This window comes from Streptomyces sp. NPDC028368, assembly GCF_055565615.1.
Genome location: NZ_JBVHTY010000006.1, coordinates 389991 through 409880, shown reverse-complemented (window position 1 = coordinate 409880; position 19890 = coordinate 389991). Strand labels below are relative to the sequence as shown.

Below are 19890 nucleotides of genomic sequence, written 5' to 3'. Positions count from 1 at the left end.
TTCTTACTTCTCCTCGGTGCCGGTGGCGGGGCGGGGGTTGGTGACGGCGGGCTCGTTGCCGCCCAGGAGCAGGTACAGGACGGCCATCCGGACGGACACGCCGTTGGTCACCTGCTCGATGACCGTGCAGCGGTCGGAGTCGGCGACCTCGGCGGTGATCTCCATGCCGCGGACCATCGGGCCGGGGTGCATCACGATGGCGTGCTCGGGCATCCTCGCCATCCGGTCGCCGTCCAGGCCGTAGCGACGCGCGTACTCACGCTCGGTCGGGAAAAAGGCGGCGTTCATGCGCTCGCGCTGGACCCGCAGCATCATCACGGCGTCGGACTTCGGCAGCACGCTGTCGAGGTCGTACGACACCGCGCACGGCCAGGTCTCGACGCCGACCGGCACCAGGGTGGGCGGCGCGACGAGCGTGACCTCGGCGCCGAGGGTGTGCAGAAGGTCGACGTTCGAGCGCGCGACCCGGCTGTGCAGCACGTCCCCGACGACGGTGATGCGCTTACCGCCGAGGTCCTGGCCGAGCCCGGCGTCGGGACCGATGAGCCGGCGCCGCATGGTGAAGGCGTCGAGCAGGGCCTGGGTGGGGTGCTGGTGGGTGCCGTCGCCGGCGTTGATGACGGGAGCGTCGATCCAGCCGGAGGTGGCGAGCCGGTACGGGGCGCCGGAGGCGCCGTGCCGTATGACGACGGCGTCGACGCCCATCGCCTCCAGGGTCTGGGCGGTGTCCTTGAGGGACTCGCCCTTGGAGACGCTGGAGCCCTTGGCGGCGAAGTTGATGACGTCCGCGGACAGGCGCTTCTCGGCGGCCTCGAACGAGATCCGGGTCCGGGTCGAGTCCTCGAAGAAGAGGTTGCAGATCGTGCGGCCACGCAGGGTGGGCAGCTTCTTGATCGGCCGGTCGGCGACCCGGGCCATCTCCTCGGCGGTGTCGAGGATCAGGACGGCGTCGTCGCGCGTGAGATCGGCGGCCGAGATGAGGTGACGCTTCATCCGGTTTTCTCCGTGGGTAAAGGAGGATGTACGGGAATGTCCGTTGAGCAGGCATGCGTACGGGCCCGGGATCACCGGGGCCCTGCGCGGTGCCTAGCGCTCGCCGGCCGGGGCGGTCCGCTTGACGCCGAGCAGCACGGCGTCGCGGCCGTCCTCCTCGGTGAGCTGGACCTTTACCGTCTCGCGCAGCGACGTGGGGAGGTTCTTGCCGACGTAATCGGCGCGGATCGGCAGTTCGCGGTGGCCGCGGTCGACCAGGACCGCCAGCTGCACGGCGCGCGGCCGCCCGATGTCGCCCAGGGCGTCCAGCGCGGCGCGGATCGTGCGTCCGGAGAAGAGGACGTCGTCGACGAGCAGGACGACCCGGCCCTCGATGCCGTCGGCGGGGATCTCCGTACGGGCGAGCGTCCGGGCGGGGCCCAGGCGCAGGTCATCGCGGTACATGGTGATGTCGAGCGAGCCGACCGGAACCGTGCGGCCGGTGATCTCCTCGAGCTTGGCGGCCAGCCGCCGGGCGAGGAAGACGCCGCGGGTGGGAATCCCCAGCAGCACCACGTCGTCCGCGCCCTTGGCGCGCTCGACGATTTCGTGGGCGATGCGGGTGAGCATCCGCGTGATGTCCGGGCCTTCGAGAACCGGGCGCGCGGGAAGCTGATCACGTACGTCCGATGCGCGTACGTCGGAACTGCTTGCGTCCATAAGAAACGGACCCCCTTCTCCGCCTCACGGGACGGACTTTAAAGGACGTCGGAATTACGTTCCTCAGGCTACCAGGGGGCCTCTCAGGGTCCGCGCGCACCCCTGACGGGCGATGGTCCGGCCCATTCGGCTTGACGAAGTCAGATTACGCTGCGTAACCTCACAGTGAGTTACCAGCCACGCGGCGGAGCCGCATGTCGATACAGCCGTCTGGGGAGCTTTATGTCCAGCGAATACGCTAAACAGCTCGGGGCCAAGCTCCGCGCCATCCGTACCCAGCAGGGCCTCTCTCTCCACGGTGTCGAGGAGAAGTCCCAGGGCCGCTGGAAGGCCGTGGTGGTGGGCTCGTACGAGCGCGGCGACCGTGCCGTGACCGTCCAGCGCCTCGCCGAGCTCGCGGACTTCTACGGAGTGCCGGTGCAGGAGCTCCTGCCGGGCACGACACCGGGCGGCGCGGCCGAGCCGCCGCCGAAGCTCGTGCTTGACCTGGAGCGCCTCGCCCATGTCCCGCAGGAGAAGGCCGGCCCACTGCAGCGCTACGCCGCCACGATCCAGAGTCAGCGCGGTGACTACAACGGCAAGGTGCTCTCGATCCGCCAGGACGACCTGCGCACCCTCGCGGTGATCTACGACCAGTCGCCCTCGGTGCTCACCGAGCAGCTGATCAGCTGGGGCGTGCTGGACGCGGACGCGCGCCGCGCGGTGGCCCACGACGACATCTGACGCCGCAGTCATCTGCAGAAACGTACCGCCGCCTCGGGATCCCCGGGGCGGCGGTTGCGTTATGTCCGGCCGAAGCGGGTTTTATGCCCCGCGTGACACCTGCACATGCGGCCGCTGAGGCGGTTGCACGGGTCCAGGCGGCGTTCTGCGGGCATACGAAAGGCCCGGAGCAATCTGCATCGCTCCGGGCCCTTTCGCGTGCTCAGCCGTCCGTCTGGCGCCGCAGGCTCGCCTTCAGCTCCTTGAAGCGGCCGAGGAGGCCATTGACGAAGGCCGGGGAGTCGTCCGTGGAGAACTCCTTGGCGAGCTGTACCGCTTCGTCGATCGCCACCGCGTCCGGCGTGCCGTCCACCCAGATCAGCTCATAGGCGCCGAGCCGCAGGATGTTGCGGTCGACGACCGGCATCCGGTCCAGCTCCCACTCGACGGAGTAGGTGGAGATCAGCTCGTCGATCCGGTCGGTGTGCTCCGCGTACCCCTCGACCAGCTCGAGGGTGTACTCGTTCAGCGGCGGCTGCCGGGGGTCGGTCCGGGCGTGCCGCATCCAGTCCGCGAGCACGGACTGCACGTCGGCGCCGCGCTGATCGGCCTCGAAGAGGATCTGGAAGGCGCGCTTACGGGCCTTGTTGCGGGCAGCCACGGTTAGCTGTTCACCCGGCCGAGGTAGTCGCTCGTGCGGGTGTCGACCTTGATCTTCTCACCAGTGGTGATGAAGAGCGGCACCTGGATCTGGTGGCCGGTCTCCAGGGTGGCCGGCTTGGTGCCACCGGTGGAGCGGTCGCCCTGGACGCCCGGCTCGGTCTCCTGGACGACGAGCTCGACGGCGGCCGGCAGCTCGACGTAGAGCACCTCGCCCTCGTGCTGCGCGACGGTGGCCTCGAAGCCCTCGAGGAGGAAGTTCGCGGCGTCACCGACGGCCTTGCGGTCGACCATCAGCTGGTCGTAGGTGCCCATGTCCATGAAGACGAAGTACTCGCCGTCCATGTACGAGAACTGCATCGTGCGCTTGTCGACGGTGGCCGTCTCGACCTTCACGCCGGCGTTGAAGGTCTTGTCCACCACCTTGCCGGACAGCACGTTCTTGAGCTTGGTGCGCACGAAGGCGGGGCCCTTGCCGGGCTTGACGTGCTGGAACTCGACGACGGACCAGAGCTGGCCGCCTTCGAGCTTGAGCACCAGGCCGTTCTTGAGGTCGTTCGTGGAAGCCACGGTTGCGGAATCTCCTGGACTGCAGGTGGTGGGACCCCGGAGCCGTACACCGAGCCGCTACGGCTCAGAGTGCGAGCAGCTCCTTGGTCGTGATCGTGAGTAGCTCGGGCCCGCCGTCCGCCTCGGGGCGGACGACGAGTGTGTCGTCGATGCGGACACCTCCGCGGCCGGGGAGGTGAACCCCCGGTTCGACGGTGACCGGCACGCAAGCGTCCAGTTTACCCATGGCGGCAGGCGACAGCTGAGGGTCCTCGTCGATTTCGAGTCCCACACCGTGCCCGGTCCATGGCCCGAGCCGCTCGCCATGGCCCGCCGCGACCAGGACATGGCGGGTCACCCGGTCCACCTCGCGGCACTCCACCCCAGGTGCCAGCGCCTCCCGGCCGGCCCGCTGGGCGGCGAAAACCAGGTCGTAGAGGTCGATCTGCCAGTCGGCGGGCGTGGTCCCGATGACGAAGGTCCGGCCGATCTCACAGCGGTAGCCACGGTAGTTGGCGCCCAGGCTCACGGTCAGGAAGTCGCCCTCCTCGACCCGCCGGTCGGTGGGCAGATGCCCGGGGCGGCCGGAATTCTGGCCGGTTGCGACGGAGGTGGGGAACGCCGGGCCGTCGGCGCCGTGGTCGACGAGGCGGCGCTCCAGCTCCAGGGCGAGATGCCGCTCGGTGCGCCCGACGAGGATCGATTCGAGGAGTTCGCCCAGCGCCTGGTCGGTGATCTCCGCGGCGATCCGCAGACAGGCGATCTCGTCGTCGTCCTTGACCAGCCGCAGCGCCTCGGCCGCGCAGCCCAGATCCGCGAGCCGCATCCTCGGCGCGACCTGGGCGAGCGCCCGGTGACGGGCGACGGTGAGGTGATGCTCCTCGACGGCGAGGGTGTCGGCGCCGGACTTCGCGGCGAGATCGGCGCCCGCCACGACGGGGTCGCCGCCGCGGGCGGGCAGGACGGACACCCGTACATCCTCCGACGGCCGTCCCTCGGACGGGTCCCCGCTCAGCGGCATACCGCAGACCAGGACGTCGTCGGCCGGGCCCAGCAGCAGCGCGGCGCCGGGCGGCGCGCAGCCGGTGAGGTAGCGGACGTTCGCGGGGCGCGAGATCAGGGCGGCGGTGCTTCCGGTTGCGGCGCAGCGGTCACGCAGCCGCGTGCGTCGAACCGCGTACAACTCGGACATATCCCGAGAGTAAGGCGGCGCCGCGCGGGCGGCCGGTCGAGCGCCGCCGCCCGGGGGACGCGGGCCCGAAGGACGCCCGTTACCAGCTGGGCGGGCTGGCGATGGAGCGGGCGACGACATCGTCCAGCACCCGCACGGTCGTCGTGACGTCGTGCTGGGAGTTGTCGATGATCGGCAGCCCGGAGCCGTACCAGCCGGCCATCCGGCCGTGGATCCGTGCCACCTCTTCGTCCGAGAGGCGGCGGTTACCGCTGCGGCGGGCATTGCGCTCCAGGACGATCTCCAGCCCCGGGAGCAGCACGATCGGCAGCAGGCCGGGGCCCACATGCCGCTTCCAGCCGCCGAGGCCGACGACCGGGCGGTCCGGGAAGACGGCGTCGTCGAGGATGCAGGAGATGCCGTTGGCGAGGAAGTTACGGGCCGCGAAGCCGCAGGTGCGGCGGGCGAGGCGGTACTGCGCCTCGGAGTTGTCGTTCCAGCCCTTCTGCGGGTCGGCGAAGCCCGAGCGGACCCATTCGCGCACATCGTCGAGGCTGATGTGCGCGGTCGGCACCCGCCGGCTGTCGGCCCAGTGGCGGGCGACGCTGGTCTTGCCGGCGCCGGCCGGGCCGATGAGCAGGACCGCGACGGTGGCGTGCGCGGAGTCCTGGGCCGCGGTGCCGGCAGGCGGGTCGGGCAGCGCCACCGGGGCCCCCGGGGGCAGCCGGAGGTGACCGGTGATGTCCGTGCTGTGCGGCGTCGGCGCCTCCTGGTACGGCGCGGGGCCGTTCCAGCCCGGTCCCTGGGCGGGCGGGGCGGCGGGGGGAGGCGGCGCCGAGGGGGACGGCGGCGAGCCGGGCGGTATGGGCTGTCCCTGGTTGGGGGTCCAGTTCATGGTGGCCCCGGGGACTGGTCCCGGCCGGCGGGGCGGTGGCAGCGGAGCCCCCACTGCGTACTGCATCCGGTGGCTCTCCGTCTCGTGCGGTCGACGTGTGCGGTGGCGCGGCGCCGGGCCGGGCTGCCCGGTGCGTCGTGCGGTAACCCAGCGGCCCGGACGGGCCGTTGTGCCCCACAGCCGTCGGCGTGGGTGGTGCTGCAGCGAACGGTACCCTCCCCGCCCCCGGCGCTCGGTGGAAGAACGGGCGGGGGTGGCGGGGAGTGCCCGAAAAGGCGCGTCAGCCGCTCAGTTCCTCGGCCAGCGCCCGCAGCGCCAGACGGTACGAGCCGATACCGAAACCGGCGACCGTACCGCTGGCCACCGCCGCGATAACCGAATTGTGGCGGAATTCCTCGCGTGCGTACGGGTTCGAGATGTGCACCTCGATGAGCGGGGCGGTGCGCTGGGCGGCCGCGTCCCGCATGCCGTACGAATAGTGCGTGAAGGCACCGGGGTTGATGACGACCGGAAGGGATCCGTCCGCGGCCTCGTGCAGCCAGCGGATCATCTCCCCCTCGTCGTTGGTCTCCCGGACCTCGACCTCGAACCCCAGCTCCTTGCCGAGCGTGGTGCACTGCTCGACCAGGCCGGTGTAGGAGGTGGCGCCGTAGACGTCGGGCTCGCGGGAGCCCAGGCGGCCGAGGTTGGGGCCGTTGAGGACGAGGACACGACGTGTCATTCGGCTCACTCTGCGATCTCGGCGTGCGCGGCCAGCAGCATGGCCGGGTCGGGGCCCTCCAGGACGGTCGGCTTGGCCAGGCCGTCCAGGACGATGAAGCGCAGCCGGTCACCGCGCGACTTCTTGTCGACCTTCATGGTCTCCAGCAGCTTGGGCCACTGGTCGCCGCGGTAGGTCAGCGGCAGTCCGACGGACTCCAGGACCGCGCGGTGCCGGTCCGCGGTGGCGTCGTCCAGCCGTCCGGCGATCCGGCCCAGCTCGGCGGCGAAGACCATGCCGACCGAAACGGCCGCGCCGTGGCGCCAGTTGTAGCGCTCGTTCTTCTCGATGGCGTGCGCCAGGGTGTGCCCGTAGTTGAGGATCTCGCGCAGACCGGACTCCTTGAGGTCCGCGGAGACGACCTCGGCCTTGACCCGGATCGCCCGCTCGATCAGCTCGGCGGTGTGCGCGCCGTCGGGGCGCTTGGCGCCCTCCGGGTCGGCCTCGATCAGCTCGAGGATCGCCGGGTCGGCGATGAAGCCGGCCTTGATGACCTCGGCCAGGCCGGAGACGTAGTCGTGCACCGGGAGGGAGTCCAGGGCGGCGAGGTCGCACAGCACCCCGGCCGGGGGGTGGAAGGCACCGACGAGGTTCTTGCCCTCGGCGGTGTTGATGCCGGTCTTGCCGCCCACCGCCGCGTCCACCATGCCCAGGACCGTGGTCGGTACGGCGATCCAGCGCACCCCGCGCAGCCAAGTGGCGGCCACGAACCCGGCCAGGTCCGTGGTGGCGCCGCCGCCGACGCCGACGATCACATCGGTGCGGGTGAAGCCGGTCTGGCCCAGGGCCTTCCAGCAGTACGCGGCGACCTCGACGGTCTTGGACTCCTCGGCGTTGGGCAGCTGGATGGCGATCGCCTCGTAGCCCTGGGACGCGAGGTCCTCGCGCAGCGCCTCACCGGTGGCGGCCAGCGCCTCCGGGTGCAGCACCGCGACCCGCTTCGCGGCGTCCCCGATCAGGCCGGGGAGCTCGCCGAGCAGCTGCCGCCCGACGAGCACCTCGTACGGGTCGGTGCCCGCCGTACCGCCGACCTGGATACGAGTGGCCTGCTCCGTCATGCCTGTTCCTCCCTGTGGGCGGGCCGCGGGGCATCCGCCGCGGTCTGCCGTAGCTCCAATGCGTCCAGGATCGCCTCGACGACGTCCTCGGGGGTGCGCTCCCCGGTGTCGATCACGGCACGCGCGACCTCGGTGTACAGCGGACGGCGGCGCTCCATCAGCTCGCGCCACTGCTTGCGCGGGTTGACGGCCAGCAGCGGGCGAGGCGCGTCCAGGCCCACCCGCTTGACGGCGTCGGCGAGTTGGACGTCCAGGAACACGACCGGCAGCCCCGTCAGCAGCTTGCGGGTGCCGTCGTCCAGGATCGCGCCGCCGCCGAGCGAGAGCACGCCCGGGTGGCTCTCCAGTGCGCTCCGGACCGCCTCCCGCTCCAGCTCGCGGAAGTGCGGCTCGCCCTGGTCGATGAAGATCTCCGCGATCGGCCGGCCGGCCGTGACGACGATGTCCGCGTCGGTGTCCCGGTAGTGCACGCCCAGCCGCTCAGCCAGCAGCGCGCCCACCGTGGACTTGCCCGCGCCGGGCGGGCCGATGAGTACGACGAGCGGCGACGTCACTTGATCGCCAGGCTGTCGAGGAAGCTGCGGACGTTGCGGCGGGTCTCCGGCACGCTGTCGCCGCCGAACTTCTCCACCACGGCGTCGGCCAGGACCAGCGCGACCATCGCCTCGGCGACGATGCCGGCGGCCGGGACGGCGCAGACGTCCGAGCGCTGGTGGTGCGCCTGGGCCGCCTCGCCGGTGCTCACATCGATGGTCGCCAGCGCCCGCGGCACGGTCGCGATCGGCTTCATCGCGGCCCGCACCCGCAGAAGTTCGCCGGTGGTCAGCCCGCCCTCGGTGCCGCCGGAGCGGCCGGAGGTGCGCTTGATCCCGTCCTCGGTGGCGACGATCTCGTCGTGCGCCTTCGACCCCGGCACCCGGGCCAGGTCGAAGCCGTCGCCGACCTCGACGCCCTTGATGGCCTGGATGCCCATGAGGGCGCCGGCCAGCCGGGCGTCCAGCCGGCGGTCCCAGTGGACGTGCGAGCCCAGACCCACCGGCACGCCGTAGGCCAGGACCTCGACCACACCGCCGAGGGTGTCGCCGTCCTTGTGGGCCTGGTCGATCTCGGCGATCATCGCCTTGCTCGCGTCCGCATCCAGGCAGCGGACCGGGTCCGCGTCCAGCTTCTCGACGTCGGAGGGCTTGGGGTAGACGCCATACGGAGCCTTCGCCGCGGCCAGCTCCACGACATGCGAGACGATCTCGATGCCGGCCGTCTCCTTGAGGAAGGAGCGGGCCACCGCGCCCAGGGCGACCCGGGCGGCGGTCTCGCGGGCGGAGGCGCGCTCCAGGATCGGGCGGGCCTCGTCGAAGCCGTACTTCTGCATACCGGCCAGGTCGGCGTGACCGGGGCGGGGGCGGGTCAACGGCGCGTTACGGGCCAGCTCGGCCAGCACCGCGGGGTCGACCGGGTCGGCCGCCATGACCTGTTCCCACTTGGGCCACTCGGTGTTGCCGACCATCACGGCCACCGGCGAACCCAGCGACAGGCCGTGCCGCACGCCGCCCAGGAACGTGACCTCGTCCCGCTCGAACTTCATCCGGGCACCGCGGCCATAGCCGAGCCGGCGCCTGGCCAGTGCGTCCGCCACCAGATCGGTGGTGATCGGGACTCCGGCCGGAAGGCCCTCCAGCGTCGCCACGAGTGCGGGGCCGTGCGACTCCCCCGCCGTCAGCCAGCGCAACCTGCTCAACGGTGCTCCTCATGTACTGCTCATCCGCGTACGGTCTCCCCCCGATCCTCCCACGTCGCGCCGGGGAGGCGGCGCCCAGTCCAGGGAACGGACCGGGTGGTCCGGCCGGCGGATCAGCGGGCGGCGAGCGCCGCCTCGCCCGCGGCGCGCATCGCGGCCGGCGGGGCCGGCATGCGTCCGGTCATCTGCTCCACCTGGAGAACCGCCTGGTGGACCAGCAGATCGAGCCCGCCTACCACCGCGCCGCCGCGGTCGGCCCAGGCGGTGGCCAGCACCGTGGGCCACGGCTCGTAGAGGACGTCGAAGAGGGTGCCGGGCCGGTCGGGCACGGCGGCGGCGAGCGCGTCGGTGGTGCCCGCCGGGGTGGTGGCGATGATCAGCGGCTCGCCGAAGGCCTCGGCCGCGTCCTCCCAGGCTGCGGTGCGGACCGCGACACCCAGCCGCTCGCCCCAGCCGCGCATCTCCTCGGCGCGCGCCGCGCTGCGGACGTACGCGGTGACCTCGCCGGTGCAGATCCGGGAGAGCGCGGCGAGGGCGGAGGAGGCGGTGGCGCCGGCGCCCAGGATCGCCGCCCGCTCGACCCGCTCCACCCCGCGCTCACGCAGCGCGGCGAGCATGCCGGGGATGTCGGTGTTGTCGCCGACACGGCGCCCGTCGGCCGCAAAGACGACGGTGTTGACCGCCTCTACGGAGGCGGCGGTGTCGGTGATCTCGTCCAGCAACGGAATCACCGCACGCTTGAGCGGCATGGTCAGGGAAAGGCCCGCCCATTCGGGACCGAGCTTCTCGATGAATCCGGGCAGCGCGGCCTCGTCCACCTCGAAGCGGTCATACGTCCAGCCCGTCAGGCCCAGTTCCGCGTAGGCGGCACGGTGGAGGACCGGGGAGAGTGAATGGGCGATCGGGGAACCGAGGACCGCGGCACGACGTGTGGGACTCATTGCTCGGGCTTTCCGTGTTCCTTCAGGTAGATACGGCGGTTCCGCTCCTGCTCTTCGTTCGTCGCGGCGAACAGCGTCTTTTCCGGGCTGATCGAGACGAAGTAGTACCAGTTGCCCTCGGCAGGGTGGATGGCCGAATTGAGCGCCACCTCACCCGGGTTGCCGATCGGCCCCGGCGGCAGTCCCTTGAATTTGTAGGTGTTGTAGGCGTCGTTGAATTTCCGCAGATTGTCGACGGTCCCGGTGTCCAGGGTGCTCCGCGACCTGGCGTAGTTCACCGTCGAGTCGAAGTCGAGCAGCCCGTAGGTCTCGGTGTTGCTCGGCTTGAGGCGGTTGTAGACGACCCGCGCGACCTTGACGAAGTCGTGCTTGTACTTGCCCTCGGCCTGCGTGAGGCTGGCGACGGTGAGCAGCTGGAGCGGCGACCTGAGGTTGAGCTTGCGGGCATTTCCTTCCAGGTCGTACTTCTCGTAGACCTGATTGGCGCGCGCGACCATCTGCTTGAGGACCGCGGCCGGCTTCGCGTGGTCGCCCACGCTGTACGTGGACGGGTAGAGGAATCCCTCCAGCGGGTCCTTTATCTTCTCGTTGTCGTCGGCCCAGGAAGGCAGGCCGAGGTTCTTGACCTCGCGCTCGGCGACGTCCTTGGTCGTGCCCGTCTTGAGCTTGAGCTTTTTGTCGATGAGCGCGTAGATGTCTTTGGCACGCAGACCCTCACGGATCGTGAGGCCGTTACGGCTCTTGGGGTCCAGCATCAGCTCCATGGCCGCGGCCGCCGACATGTGCTTGCGCAGCGAATACGTGCCCGGCTGCAGGGACCTCGACTTCTTGTCGTCGCCGGACGCCGCATCGTTGAACGCACCGGCGCTCTTGATCACGCCCTTTTTCGCGAGGATCTCGCCCATGTCCGAAATCAGCGAACCATTCGGAATCTCGACCTGTACGGTGCCGGATCCCTCGCCCTCGTAGTCGGGCGCCGAACCGAAGTGGGCCATGAAGAAGTCGTAGCCGAAATAGCCGACGGCGCCGACCGCACCGGCGAAGACCAGCGTCACGACCAGACAGGCCGTACCGCTGCGCCGCTTGTTCTTCTTGCCGTTCTTCTTGCCTCGGCGGTCGCGGGCGCCGCGGCGCCCGCGCGCATCCTCGTCGGGGTAGTCGTCCTCGTCATCGCCCTGGTCTGCGAAGAACGAGTGCTCCGGCTCCGGTTCCCGCGGCCGCTCCGGATCGGCCCGCCAGTCGTCGCCCGTGGTGTCCTCGTACGGCGGCGCGGCGTGCGGATCGGCATGTGCACCGGCATGCGGATCGAGGTGCTGCTCGTACGACGGCCCGGCGTGCTGCTCGTACTGCTGTGGCGGGTACTGCTGCTGGTGCGGCACCTGCTGCTGTGGCTGCTGATGTTGCTGCTGGTAGGGGTCCTGATGACCGTAGTAGTCCTGCCCCGCCCCGGCGTACGGATCGGCCGGCGGCTGCTGCGCATAGGGGTCGTACGGGTCGTACGGCAGCTGCCCGCCCTGCGAGCCGTCCCAGCCGCCGTGGCCCCCCTGGTACTGCTGCTGGGGATAGGGGACGGACTGCTGGCCGTCCCACTGGGGCTGCTGTGCCTGGCCTCCGTAGGGACCCTGGTCTCCGTAGAGCGGGTCCTCGGGATGCCACGGTTCGGAGCCGTAGCCCCGGCCATACTCGGTCATCGATCCCCTAGAGCCGAGAGGCGGCGCGCTCCGGCCTGGCAGCACGATTGCGGTGTACGGATCCGCCTCTACTTGCACGCGCGGCTGTTCGAACCGCCGCCACATCGCGCGGCACGTTACCGTATCGCGATCAGATGCCCACTTCGACGCTCTCCCCCGGGGGCTCCCCGGAGGTCCGTTCGGTTTCCAGCGCGCTCTGCAGGATGACCACCGCGGCCGCCTGGTCGACGACCGAACGGCCCTTCTTGCTGCGGACCCCGGAGGCCCGCAGCCCCTGGGTCGCGGTCACCGTCGACATCCGCTCGTCGACCAGCCGGACGCCTACGGGCGCGATGTTCTTGGCCAGCTCCTGGGCGAAGGCCCGGACCTTGGCCGCGGCCGGCCCCTCTCCCCCACTGAGGGAGCGGGGCAGGCCGACCACGACCTCGAGCGGCTCGTACTCGTCGACAATCGCCTTGAGGCGGCGGTGTGCTGACGGTACGTCACGTCCCGGCACGGTCTCGACGGGGGTGGCGAGGACCCCGTCGGGGTCGCACGAGGCAACCCCGATCCGGGCGTCCCCGACATCCACGGCGATGCGCCGGCCGCGTCGCATCTCACTCACGCGCGTCAGGCCGCCTCGGCCACGAGCCGCTCGACGGCTTCGATGGCCTCGGGCACGGCGGCGGCGTTCTGGCCGCCGCCCTGGGCGACGTCCGGCTTGCCGCCGCCGCCTCCGCCGAGCGTCTTGGCGGCCGTACGGACCAGGTCACCGGCCTTGATGCCGCGCTCACGGGCGGCCTCGTTGGTCGCGATGACCGTCACCGGGCGGCCGTTGGCGACGGAGAACAGGGCCACCACGGCGGGGCGGTCGCCCTGGATCCGGCCGCGCACGTCGAGGACGAGCTTGCGCAGGTCGTCGGCGGAAGTGCCGTCCGGGACCTGGCCGGAGGCGAGGGCCACCCCGCGCACGTCCTTGGCGCCCGCGGCCAGCCCGGCGGCGGCCTGCAGCACCTTCTCGGCGCGGAACTTCTCGATCTCCTTCTCGGCGTCCTTCAGCTTGGCCAGGACACCGGAGATCTTCTCCGGCAGCTCCTCCGGGCGCCCCTTGACCAGCTCGGTGAGCTGGGAGACGACGGTGTGCTCACGGGCCAGGAAACGGTAGGCGTCCACGCCCACCAGCGCCTCGACGCGGCGGACACCGGAACCGATGGAGGACTCGCCGAGCAGCTTCACCAGGCCCAGCTGGGCGGTGTTGTGGACGTGCGTGCCGCCGCACAGCTCCTTGGAGAAGTCGCCGATGGTGACCACGCGCACCCTGTCGCCGTACTTCTCACCGAACTCGGCGATGGCGCCCTGCTTCTTGGCGTCCTCCATGCTCATGACCTCGGCATGGACGTCGAGCTCACGGGCGAGGACGTCGTTGATCTTCTGCTCGACGTCCGTGAGGACGGTACCGGGCACGGCGGTCGGCGAGCCGAAGTCGAAGCGGAAGCGGCCCGGGGAGTTCTCCGAACCCGCCTGGGCGGCCGTCGGGCCCAGGGCGTCGCGCAGCGCCTGGTGGGTGAGGTGAGTGGCGCTGTGGGCGCGGGCGATGGCCCGGCGCCGGGTGATGTCGATGGCGGCGTACGCGGCGGAGCCGAGCACCACCTCACCGACCTGGACGACGCCCTTGTGCACCGTGACGCCGGGGACCGGCTGCTGGACGTCGCGGATCTCGACGACGGCGCCGGACTCCAGCTTGATCCGGCCGGTGTCGGCGAGCTGGCCACCGCCCTCGGCGTAGAAGGGGGTGCGGTCCAGGACGACCTCGACCTCGTCGCCTTCGTGGGCGGCGGGGGCCGGGACGCCGTTGACCAGCAGGCCCACGATGGCGGACTCGCCCTCGGTGGCGCTGTAGCCGGTGAACTCGGTGGCGCCGGACTTGTCGGCGACCTCGCGGTAGGCGGACAGGTCGGCGTGGCCGCTCTTCTTGGACTGGGCGTCGGCCTTGGCGCGCTCCCGCTGCTCCTTCATCAGGCGGCGGAAGCCGTCCTCGTCCACGGCCAGGCCCTGCTCGGCGGCCATTTCGAGGGTGAGGTCGATCGGGAAGCCCCAGGTGTCGTGGAGCAGGAAGGCCTTGTCGCCGGAGAGGACCGTGCCGCCGGCGGTCTTGGTGTCCGTGACGGCGGTGTCGAGGATGTTGGTGCCGGCCTTCAGCGTCTTGACGAAGGCGGCTTCCTCGGCGAGGGCGACCGTCTCGATGCGGCGGCGGTCCTCCAGCAGCTCCGGGTACTGCTGGCCCATCGTCTTGATGACGACGTCCAGCAGCTCGCCGACGACCAGGTCCGTGGCGCCCAGCAGGCGCATGTTGCGGATGGCGCGGCGCATGATGCGGCGCAGGACATAGCCGCGGCCCTCGTTGCCGGGGGTGACGCCGTCGCCGATGAGCATCGTGGACGTACGGATGTGGTCGGCGACCACGCGCAGCGAGACATCGCTGCCGTGGGCGCTGCCGTAGCGGACGCCGGTCAGCTCGGTGGCCTTGTCGATGACGACACGCAGGGTGTCCGTCTCGTACATGTTCGGCACGTCCTGCAGGATCATCGCCAGGCGCTCGAGGCCGAGGCCGGTGTCGATGTTCTTGCTGGGCAGGTCGCCGAGGATCTCGAAGTCCTCCTTGCCGGTGCCCGCGCCGCGCTCGTACTGCATGAAGACCAGGTTCCAGATCTCCACGTACCGCTCGTCGTTGACGGCCGGGCCGCCCTCGACGCCGAACTCCGGGCCACGGTCGTAGTTGATCTCGGAGCACGGGCCGCAGGGGCCGGGGACCCCCATGGACCAGTAGTTCTCCTTCTTGCCCAGGCGCTGGATGCGCTCCTTGGGCACGCCCACGACCTCGTGCCAGATCCGCTCGGCCTCGTCGTCGTCGAGGTAGACGGTGATCCAGAGCTTCTCCGGGTCCAGGGCGTAGCCGCCGTCGGCCTGCGAGCCGGTCAGCAGCTCCCAGGCGTACTTGATGGCGCCTTCCTTGAAGTAGTCGCCGAAGGAGAAGTTGCCGCACATCTGGAAGAACGTGCCGTGCCGGGTGGTCTTGCCGACCTCTTCGATGTCCGGCGTCCGCACGCACTTCTGGACGCTGGTGGCGCGCGGCGCGGGCGGCTTGACCTCGCCGAGGAAGTACGGCTTGAAGGGGACCATGCCCGCGTTGACGAGCAGCAGCGTCGGGTCGTCCGCGATGAGCGACGCCGACGGCACGACGGTGTGCCCACGCTCTTCGAAGAAGCGCAGCCAGCGGCGGCGGATTTCAGCCGACTCCATCAGTGGTCCTCATTTCCAGTCGGTCCGTTCAGCCCCGGACGGCCCGGGGTTCTCGTGGTGCGGTAGTGCGTTTCGAGCGCCGCGTGGGAGCGCGGCGCAGGCAGCTCGGCGGCCTCGCTCGTCTCGCCGAGACCGAGCGCGTCGTTCAGCTGCTCTTCACGGTCCGCCATTCCCGCGCGTACGTCCAATGCAAATTGGCGCAGCCGGTGTCCGGTCTCGACGGCCTTGTCCGCGGCCTGCGCCGCGAGGCTGTCGGGCTGCAGCTTGCGCAGCTTTCGGTGGACCTTGTTGGTGGCCCACACCCCGGCGGCGGCGCCGGTGGTGAACCAGAATGCGCGGCGGAACATCGCTGTGATCAGTCCTTGGAGCGACGGTTGCGGCGCCCGCCGCGGCGGGCGCCGGGCAGGGTTCGGCCGACGACGACGGTGCGCTTCGGCTCGCTTGCGCCCTTCTTGCCGATCGCGCGGCGCACGCCGTAGCCGAACGCGGCGACCTTGACCAGCGGTCCGCCGAAGGCGGAGGAGACGGTCGAGGAGAGCGCGGAGGCGTTGGCGGTGACCTCTTGGACGTCGGCGGCGATGGCGTCGACGCGGGCCAGCTGGGTGTGCGCGGAGCGGACGGTCGCGGACGCGTCGGCCAGGAGCGGGACGGCCTGGTCGGACACCTCGGCCACCATCTTGGTGGTCGCCTTGAGGGTCCCCGCCAGCCTCACCAGTACGAGGGCGAGGAACGACACAAGGATCGCCCAGAAGACGGCCACGAGGATCCCGGCCACCTCTCCACCGGACACGTTGGCACCACTCTCCGACTGGTTGGGGCTGGTCTCGTCCTGCTCGGCTCGTCCTGCTCGAACGGCAACCTTGACCTTATCGCGCCGTGACTGTCCGTCCGTACCCCGTTCCCCCCGCCACGGAGGCTTTCGAAAGCTGCGATTGTACGGTCCGCACGGGGCCGAGTACGCTCCGTGTGCCATGCCACGCATCCCGCGCGCCGACGGCTCGTCCGGCGCCTCTTCCCTGCCTCCGCCGTCACCGGGAGGCCCGGGGAATCTGCCCGCGGAGCTCAACCGCTTCATCGGCCGCGACGACGAACTGACCGCGCTGGCCCGGCGGCTGGAATCCGCCCGCCTGGTGACGCTGACCGGCCTCGGCGGCGTCGGCAAATCCCGGCTCGCCGGCCATGCGGCAGCGATCTTGCAGGATCGCTTCTGCGACGGCGCCTGGGTGGTCGAGGTGGCGTCGCTGCGCGATCCCCAGGTCCTGGAGCACGCCTTCGTCGAGGCGCTGGGACCGGCCGACCACACCGGGCGGCCGCCGCGGGCCGCGCTGTGCGACCACCTCGCCGGCCGCGAACTGCTGCTCGTCCTGGACGGATACGAGCATCTGGTGGCCGAGTGCGCCGACCTGACCGGGGAACTCCTGCGCCGCGCCCCGGGGCTGCGGGTGCTGGCCGCGGGCCGGCGCCCGCTCGGACTGCCCGGCGAGCACACCCTGCCGCTGGCTCCGATGAACGCCGCCGACGCGGCCGACCTCTTCGCGGACCGCGCCGCCGCCGTCGTCGCGGACTTCGCCGTCGGCCCGTCCAACGAAGCCGCCGTCACCGAACTCTGCCGCCGCCTCGACGGCATCCCGCTCGCCCTGGAACTGGCCGCCGGACGGCTGCGCGCGCTCTCCGTCGACCAGGTGCTGCACCGCCTCGACGACCGCTTCCGGCTGCTCACCGGGACGACCCGCGGCGCCCTGCCCCGCCATCAGACGCTGCGCACGGCGATCGGCTGGAGCCATGAGCTGTGCACGCCCCAGGAGCGGCTGCTGTGGGCCCGGCTGTCCGTCTTCGCCGGGCAGTTCGACCTGGAGGCGGCCGAGTACGTCTGCTCGGGCCCGGACCTGCCCGCCGATGAACTCCTCGATGTCACCGCGGAGTTGGTCGCCCAGTCGGTGCTCGTACGGGAGGAGGGCGCGGCCGGGGTGCGCTACCGGATGCTGGACACCGTACGGGCCTACGGTGCGGGGTGGCTGGAGGCGACGCACGACGGCGACCGGCTGCGGCGGCGGCACCGCGACTGGTATCTGGGACTGGCCACCTGGTGCGAGCTGGACTGGTTCAGCCCGCGGCAGGCCGAGGTCGCGGCCCGGATCGAGGCCGAGCTGCCCAATCTGCGGGTCGCGCTGGAGCAGAGCCTGGACAGCGAGGGCGATGCGTATCTGGGCCAGTATCTGGCGGGCACGCTGTGGTTCTACTGGGTGGGCTGCGGCCGGCTCTCGGAGGGCAGGCAGTGGCTCGACCGGGCGCTGGAACTGGAGAGCGACCACGACGAAGCGCGGCTGAAGGCGCTGTGGGTGGTCGGCTATGTCGCGGTGCTCCAGGGGGACACGCTCGGCGCGATGGCGGCGCTGCAGGAGTGCCGCGAGGAGGCGGACCGTACGGACAACGCCACCGCAGCCGCCTATGCGCTGCACCGCACCGGCTGTCTGGCGCTGGTCTGCGACGACATGCCGCGCGCCGAGAAGCTGCTGCGCGGGGCGCTGGGCCGCTACCGGGAGATCGGCGAGCTCAACAGCAATGTGCTGATGGGACAGGTCGAGCTGGCCATGGCGGTGGCCTTCCAGGGGGAGCTGGAGTACGCGGTGCAGCTGTGCGAGGACGTACAGCAGGTGTGCGGGGACCACGGCGAGCGCTGGACGCTGGCGTACGCGCTGTTCGTACTGGCCTTCGCGGCGTGGACCGGCGGCGAGGGCGGGCGGGCCCGCGAGCTGCTGGAGGAATGCCTGGCCATCGATCACACCTTCCACGATCTGCTGGGGGCGGTGCTGGCGATCGAACTGCTGGCGCTGGTGACGCTCGGCGAGGGGGACGCCCAGGAGGCGGCGGTGCTGCAGGGCGCGGCGGGCCGGATCTGGCCGTCGGTGGGGCTGCCGCTGTTCGGCTCGCGCTACTTCAACCAGCCGCATGCGCTGTGCGAGGAGCAGGCGCGGAAGCTGCTGGGCGCGGAGCGCTACGAGGCCTGCCTGCGGGACGGCGGCCGGCTGGATCTGGACCGGACGGTGGCCCGGATCCTGGGGAGCGCCGGTGAGGTGCCGGAGCCGCGCCGTACGGTCCGGATCGCGCCGCCCGCCAGGAACGAACCCGCCGCCTCCCCCTCCGCGAGCGGCGGGGAGACGGCGGGCTGAAGTGTGCTGCGCCTGCGGTGGTGCTTAGCGGGCGTAGTACTCGACGACGAGCTGCTCGTCGCAGATCACCGGGATCTCCTTGCGGTTCGGGTCCCGGTCGAGGCGGAACGCCAGAGCCGGCAGGTTGACCTCGAGGTAGCGCGGGGTCTCACCGTCGGTGTCGTAGCCACCCTCACGGGCGACCTGGAAGGGGTGCTTCTCGCGGCTGCGCTCGCGGACCATCACGACGTCGCCGGGGCGGACGCGGAAGGACGGCTTGTCGACCTTGCGGTCGTTCACCGACATGTGACCGTGGACGACCATCTGACGAGCCTGGTAGATGGTGCGGGCGATGCCCGACCGCAGGACGAGCGCGTCCAGACGGCGCTCAAGCTCGATGATCAGCGCTTCGCCGGTCTTGCCTTCGACCTTCCGAGCGCGGTCGTAGGCACGCGCCATCTGGCGCTCGCTGATGTCGTACTGCGCACGCAGACGCTGCTTCTCGAGCAGGCGGACCTTGTAGTCACTGCTCTGCTTGCGGCCACGGCCGTGCTCGCCGGGCGGGTAGGGACGGGCCTCGAAGTACTTGACGGCCTTGGGCGTCAGCGCGATGCCGAGCGCGCGGGACTTCTTGACCTTGGGACGCGACTGGTTCACGTGGAACGGACCTCCGTGTAAGTTAGGTGAGGCTTACCTTAGCGCGAGGAGAACGCATGTTTCGACCTGGGATCCCCCTGCCCGGCACACACAGCACCGAGGCGGGTCAGCCGCGTCCCGTGGAAGACGCCCAGCGGCCCACTGCCGCCGAGCGCGTACGGACCCTCGTCGAGTCCAATGGTATGGGGTCACTGAGCATTCCCGGAGTCGAGGAACTCGACGAGACCGGCCTCTCGGCGCCCGTCTGCCGGACCGTGACACCCGATGGCGACGTGCTGTTGCTGGTTCCTGGCGACTGTGCGGCGGCGCGGGCCGCCGCCCACGCCCAGGACGACGATCTCACCGCCGTGATGGAGATCACGGATGTCGCACCGGTATCCGTGCCCCATCGCATCCGCGGCCGGGCCTGGGTGGCCGGCTGGCTGACCCCCGTACGCAACGATCAGCGCGCCGGGGCCGCGATGCTGCTCGCCGAGCGGCACCCCGTCGGCGAACTGCTCGGCATCGGCGAGGCCCTGCAGCCGGACCCGTACGGGCGGTCCGCCTGGATGATGTTGCGCCTGGAGGTCGGCGAGGGCTCGGTGGACGACCTGTGGGGCGCCGAGTCCGTCGAACCGGACGACTTCGCCGCCGCGGCCCCGGACCCGCTGATCGCCCACGAGGCGGAGCTGCTCCAGCATCTGCACTCGGCCCACGGCGAACAGGTACGCGGCCTGTGCGCGCTCCTCGGCGACCGCTCGGCGGTGTGCGGGGCGCGCGACCGGGCCGTACCCGTGGGCCTGGACCGCTTCGGCCTCCGCGTCCGCTTCACCGACACCGAGCAGCGCTCCTTCGATGCCCGCTTCGACTTCCCGGAGCCGGTACGGGATGTGGCCGAGCTCCGGCGGGCGATGCATGTGCTCTTCGAGGCGGCGGCCGAATAGCAGCGCCGACGCGGCGGGGCAAGGCCGG

General features: G+C 71.0%; 20 protein-coding genes. 3 read left to right on the top strand and 17 right to left on the bottom strand.

Annotated elements, in window-relative coordinates:
- Nucleotides 1-3: 3 nt before the first annotated feature.
- Both ACZ4S3_RS17125 and pyrR read right to left on the bottom strand, forming a co-directional pair.
- Entirely contained in the window at nt 4-993 is a 990-nt protein-coding gene (locus ACZ4S3_RS17125; RefSeq protein WP_467933950.1) for an aspartate carbamoyltransferase catalytic subunit, read from the bottom strand.
- A 93-nt stretch (nt 994-1086) separates the two neighbouring features.
- The gene (pyrR, locus tag ACZ4S3_RS17120; RefSeq protein WP_467933946.1) at nt 1087-1692 is read right to left on the bottom strand and encodes a bifunctional pyr operon transcriptional regulator/uracil phosphoribosyltransferase PyrR; all 606 of its coding nucleotides are present in this window, start codon (nt 1690-1692) and stop codon (nt 1087-1089) included.
- A 222-nt stretch (nt 1693-1914) separates the two neighbouring features.
- Between pyrR and bldD the strand changes: the two genes are divergently transcribed.
- Nucleotides 1915-2415 carry a transcriptional regulator BldD gene (bldD, locus tag ACZ4S3_RS17115; RefSeq protein WP_136743645.1) on the top strand — a complete coding sequence of 167 codons (501 nt, stop codon included), beginning with the start codon at nt 1915-1917 and terminating at the stop codon, nt 2413-2415.
- Between the two features lie 202 nt (nt 2416-2617).
- Here the strand turns inward: bldD and nusB are convergent, their stop codons facing one another.
- The 14 genes from nusB to ACZ4S3_RS17045 form a co-directional block, all read right to left on the bottom strand.
- Entirely contained in the window at nt 2618-3055 is a 438-nt protein-coding gene (gene nusB / locus ACZ4S3_RS17110) for a transcription antitermination factor NusB (protein WP_467933940.1), read from the bottom strand.
- A 2-nt stretch (nt 3056-3057) separates the two neighbouring features.
- On the bottom strand, nt 3058-3624 hold the full coding sequence (efp, locus tag ACZ4S3_RS17105; RefSeq protein WP_467933936.1) for an elongation factor P: 567 nt from the start codon (nt 3622-3624) through the stop codon (nt 3058-3060).
- Between the two features lie 64 nt (nt 3625-3688).
- Nucleotides 3689-4795 (bottom strand): aminopeptidase P family protein, encoded by a 1107-nt coding sequence (locus tag ACZ4S3_RS17100; RefSeq protein ID WP_467933932.1) that lies wholly within the window; start codon nt 4793-4795, stop codon nt 3689-3691.
- Nucleotides 4796-4874: 79 nt separating this feature from the next.
- Entirely contained in the window at nt 4875-5735 is an 861-nt protein-coding gene (locus tag ACZ4S3_RS17095; RefSeq protein ID WP_467933928.1) for a Pro-rich N-terminal domain-containing protein, read from the bottom strand.
- A gap of 214 nt (nt 5736-5949) precedes the next feature.
- On the bottom strand, nt 5950-6390 hold the full coding sequence (aroQ, locus tag ACZ4S3_RS17090; RefSeq protein WP_467933924.1) for a type II 3-dehydroquinate dehydratase: 441 nt from the start codon (nt 6388-6390) through the stop codon (nt 5950-5952).
- A gap of 5 nt (nt 6391-6395) precedes the next feature.
- Entirely contained in the window at nt 6396-7487 is a 1092-nt protein-coding gene (aroB, locus tag ACZ4S3_RS17085; RefSeq protein WP_467933921.1) for a 3-dehydroquinate synthase, read from the bottom strand.
- Nucleotides 7484-8041: a shikimate kinase gene (locus tag ACZ4S3_RS17080; RefSeq protein ID WP_467933917.1), complete on the bottom strand. Its 558-nt coding sequence runs from the start codon at nt 8039-8041 to the stop codon at nt 7484-7486. The genes aroB and ACZ4S3_RS17080 overlap by 4 nt, the downstream gene beginning before the upstream one ends.
- Nucleotides 8038-9222, bottom strand: coding sequence for a chorismate synthase (gene aroC, locus ACZ4S3_RS17075; protein WP_467933914.1), 1185 nt, complete (start codon nt 9220-9222; stop codon nt 8038-8040). The genes ACZ4S3_RS17080 and aroC overlap by 4 nt, the downstream gene beginning before the upstream one ends.
- A 113-nt stretch (nt 9223-9335) precedes the next feature.
- Nucleotides 9336-10163: a shikimate dehydrogenase gene (locus ACZ4S3_RS17070; protein ID WP_467933910.1), complete on the bottom strand. Its 828-nt coding sequence runs from the start codon at nt 10161-10163 to the stop codon at nt 9336-9338.
- Nucleotides 10160-11854 (bottom strand): endolytic transglycosylase MltG, encoded by a 1695-nt coding sequence (mltG, locus tag ACZ4S3_RS17065; RefSeq protein ID WP_467933907.1) that lies wholly within the window; start codon nt 11852-11854, stop codon nt 10160-10162. Before mltG ends, ACZ4S3_RS17070 begins: the two co-directional genes overlap by 4 nt.
- Nucleotides 11855-11984: 130 nt before the next feature.
- Entirely contained in the window at nt 11985-12449 is a 465-nt protein-coding gene (gene ruvX, locus ACZ4S3_RS17060; RefSeq protein ID WP_467934241.1) for a Holliday junction resolvase RuvX, read from the bottom strand.
- A gap of 14 nt (nt 12450-12463) precedes the next feature.
- Complete coding sequence (gene alaS / locus ACZ4S3_RS17055; RefSeq protein WP_467933904.1) at nt 12464-15133, bottom strand: alanine--tRNA ligase; 2670 nt, start codon at nt 15131-15133, stop codon at nt 12464-12466.
- Nucleotides 15133-15480, bottom strand: a complete 348-nt coding sequence (locus tag ACZ4S3_RS17050) for a DUF6167 family protein (RefSeq protein WP_467933900.1) — start codon at nt 15478-15480, stop codon at nt 15133-15135. Before ACZ4S3_RS17050 ends, alaS begins: the two co-directional genes overlap by 1 nt.
- An 8-nt stretch (nt 15481-15488) precedes the next feature.
- Nucleotides 15489-15923 (bottom strand): DUF948 domain-containing protein, encoded by a 435-nt coding sequence (locus tag ACZ4S3_RS17045; protein WP_467933897.1) that lies wholly within the window; start codon nt 15921-15923, stop codon nt 15489-15491.
- A 181-nt stretch (nt 15924-16104) separates the two neighbouring features.
- On the opposite strand from ACZ4S3_RS17045, the gene ACZ4S3_RS17040 reads away from it, so the two are divergent.
- The gene (locus ACZ4S3_RS17040; RefSeq protein ID WP_467933893.1) at nt 16105-18303 is read left to right on the top strand and encodes an ATP-binding protein; all 2199 of its coding nucleotides are present in this window, start codon (nt 16105-16107) and stop codon (nt 18301-18303) included.
- A gap of 24 nt (nt 18304-18327) precedes the next feature.
- On the opposite strand, the gene rpsD is transcribed toward ACZ4S3_RS17040, so the two are convergent.
- Nucleotides 18328-18939, bottom strand: a complete 612-nt coding sequence (gene rpsD / locus ACZ4S3_RS17035; protein ID WP_467933891.1) for a 30S ribosomal protein S4 — start codon at nt 18937-18939, stop codon at nt 18328-18330.
- A 182-nt stretch (nt 18940-19121) separates the two neighbouring features.
- Between rpsD and ACZ4S3_RS17030 the strand changes: the two genes are divergently transcribed.
- Nucleotides 19122-19862: a DUF2470 domain-containing protein gene (locus tag ACZ4S3_RS17030; protein WP_467934237.1), complete on the top strand. Its 741-nt coding sequence runs from the start codon at nt 19122-19124 to the stop codon at nt 19860-19862.
- The last annotated feature ends 28 nt before the right edge of the window (nt 19863-19890 follow it).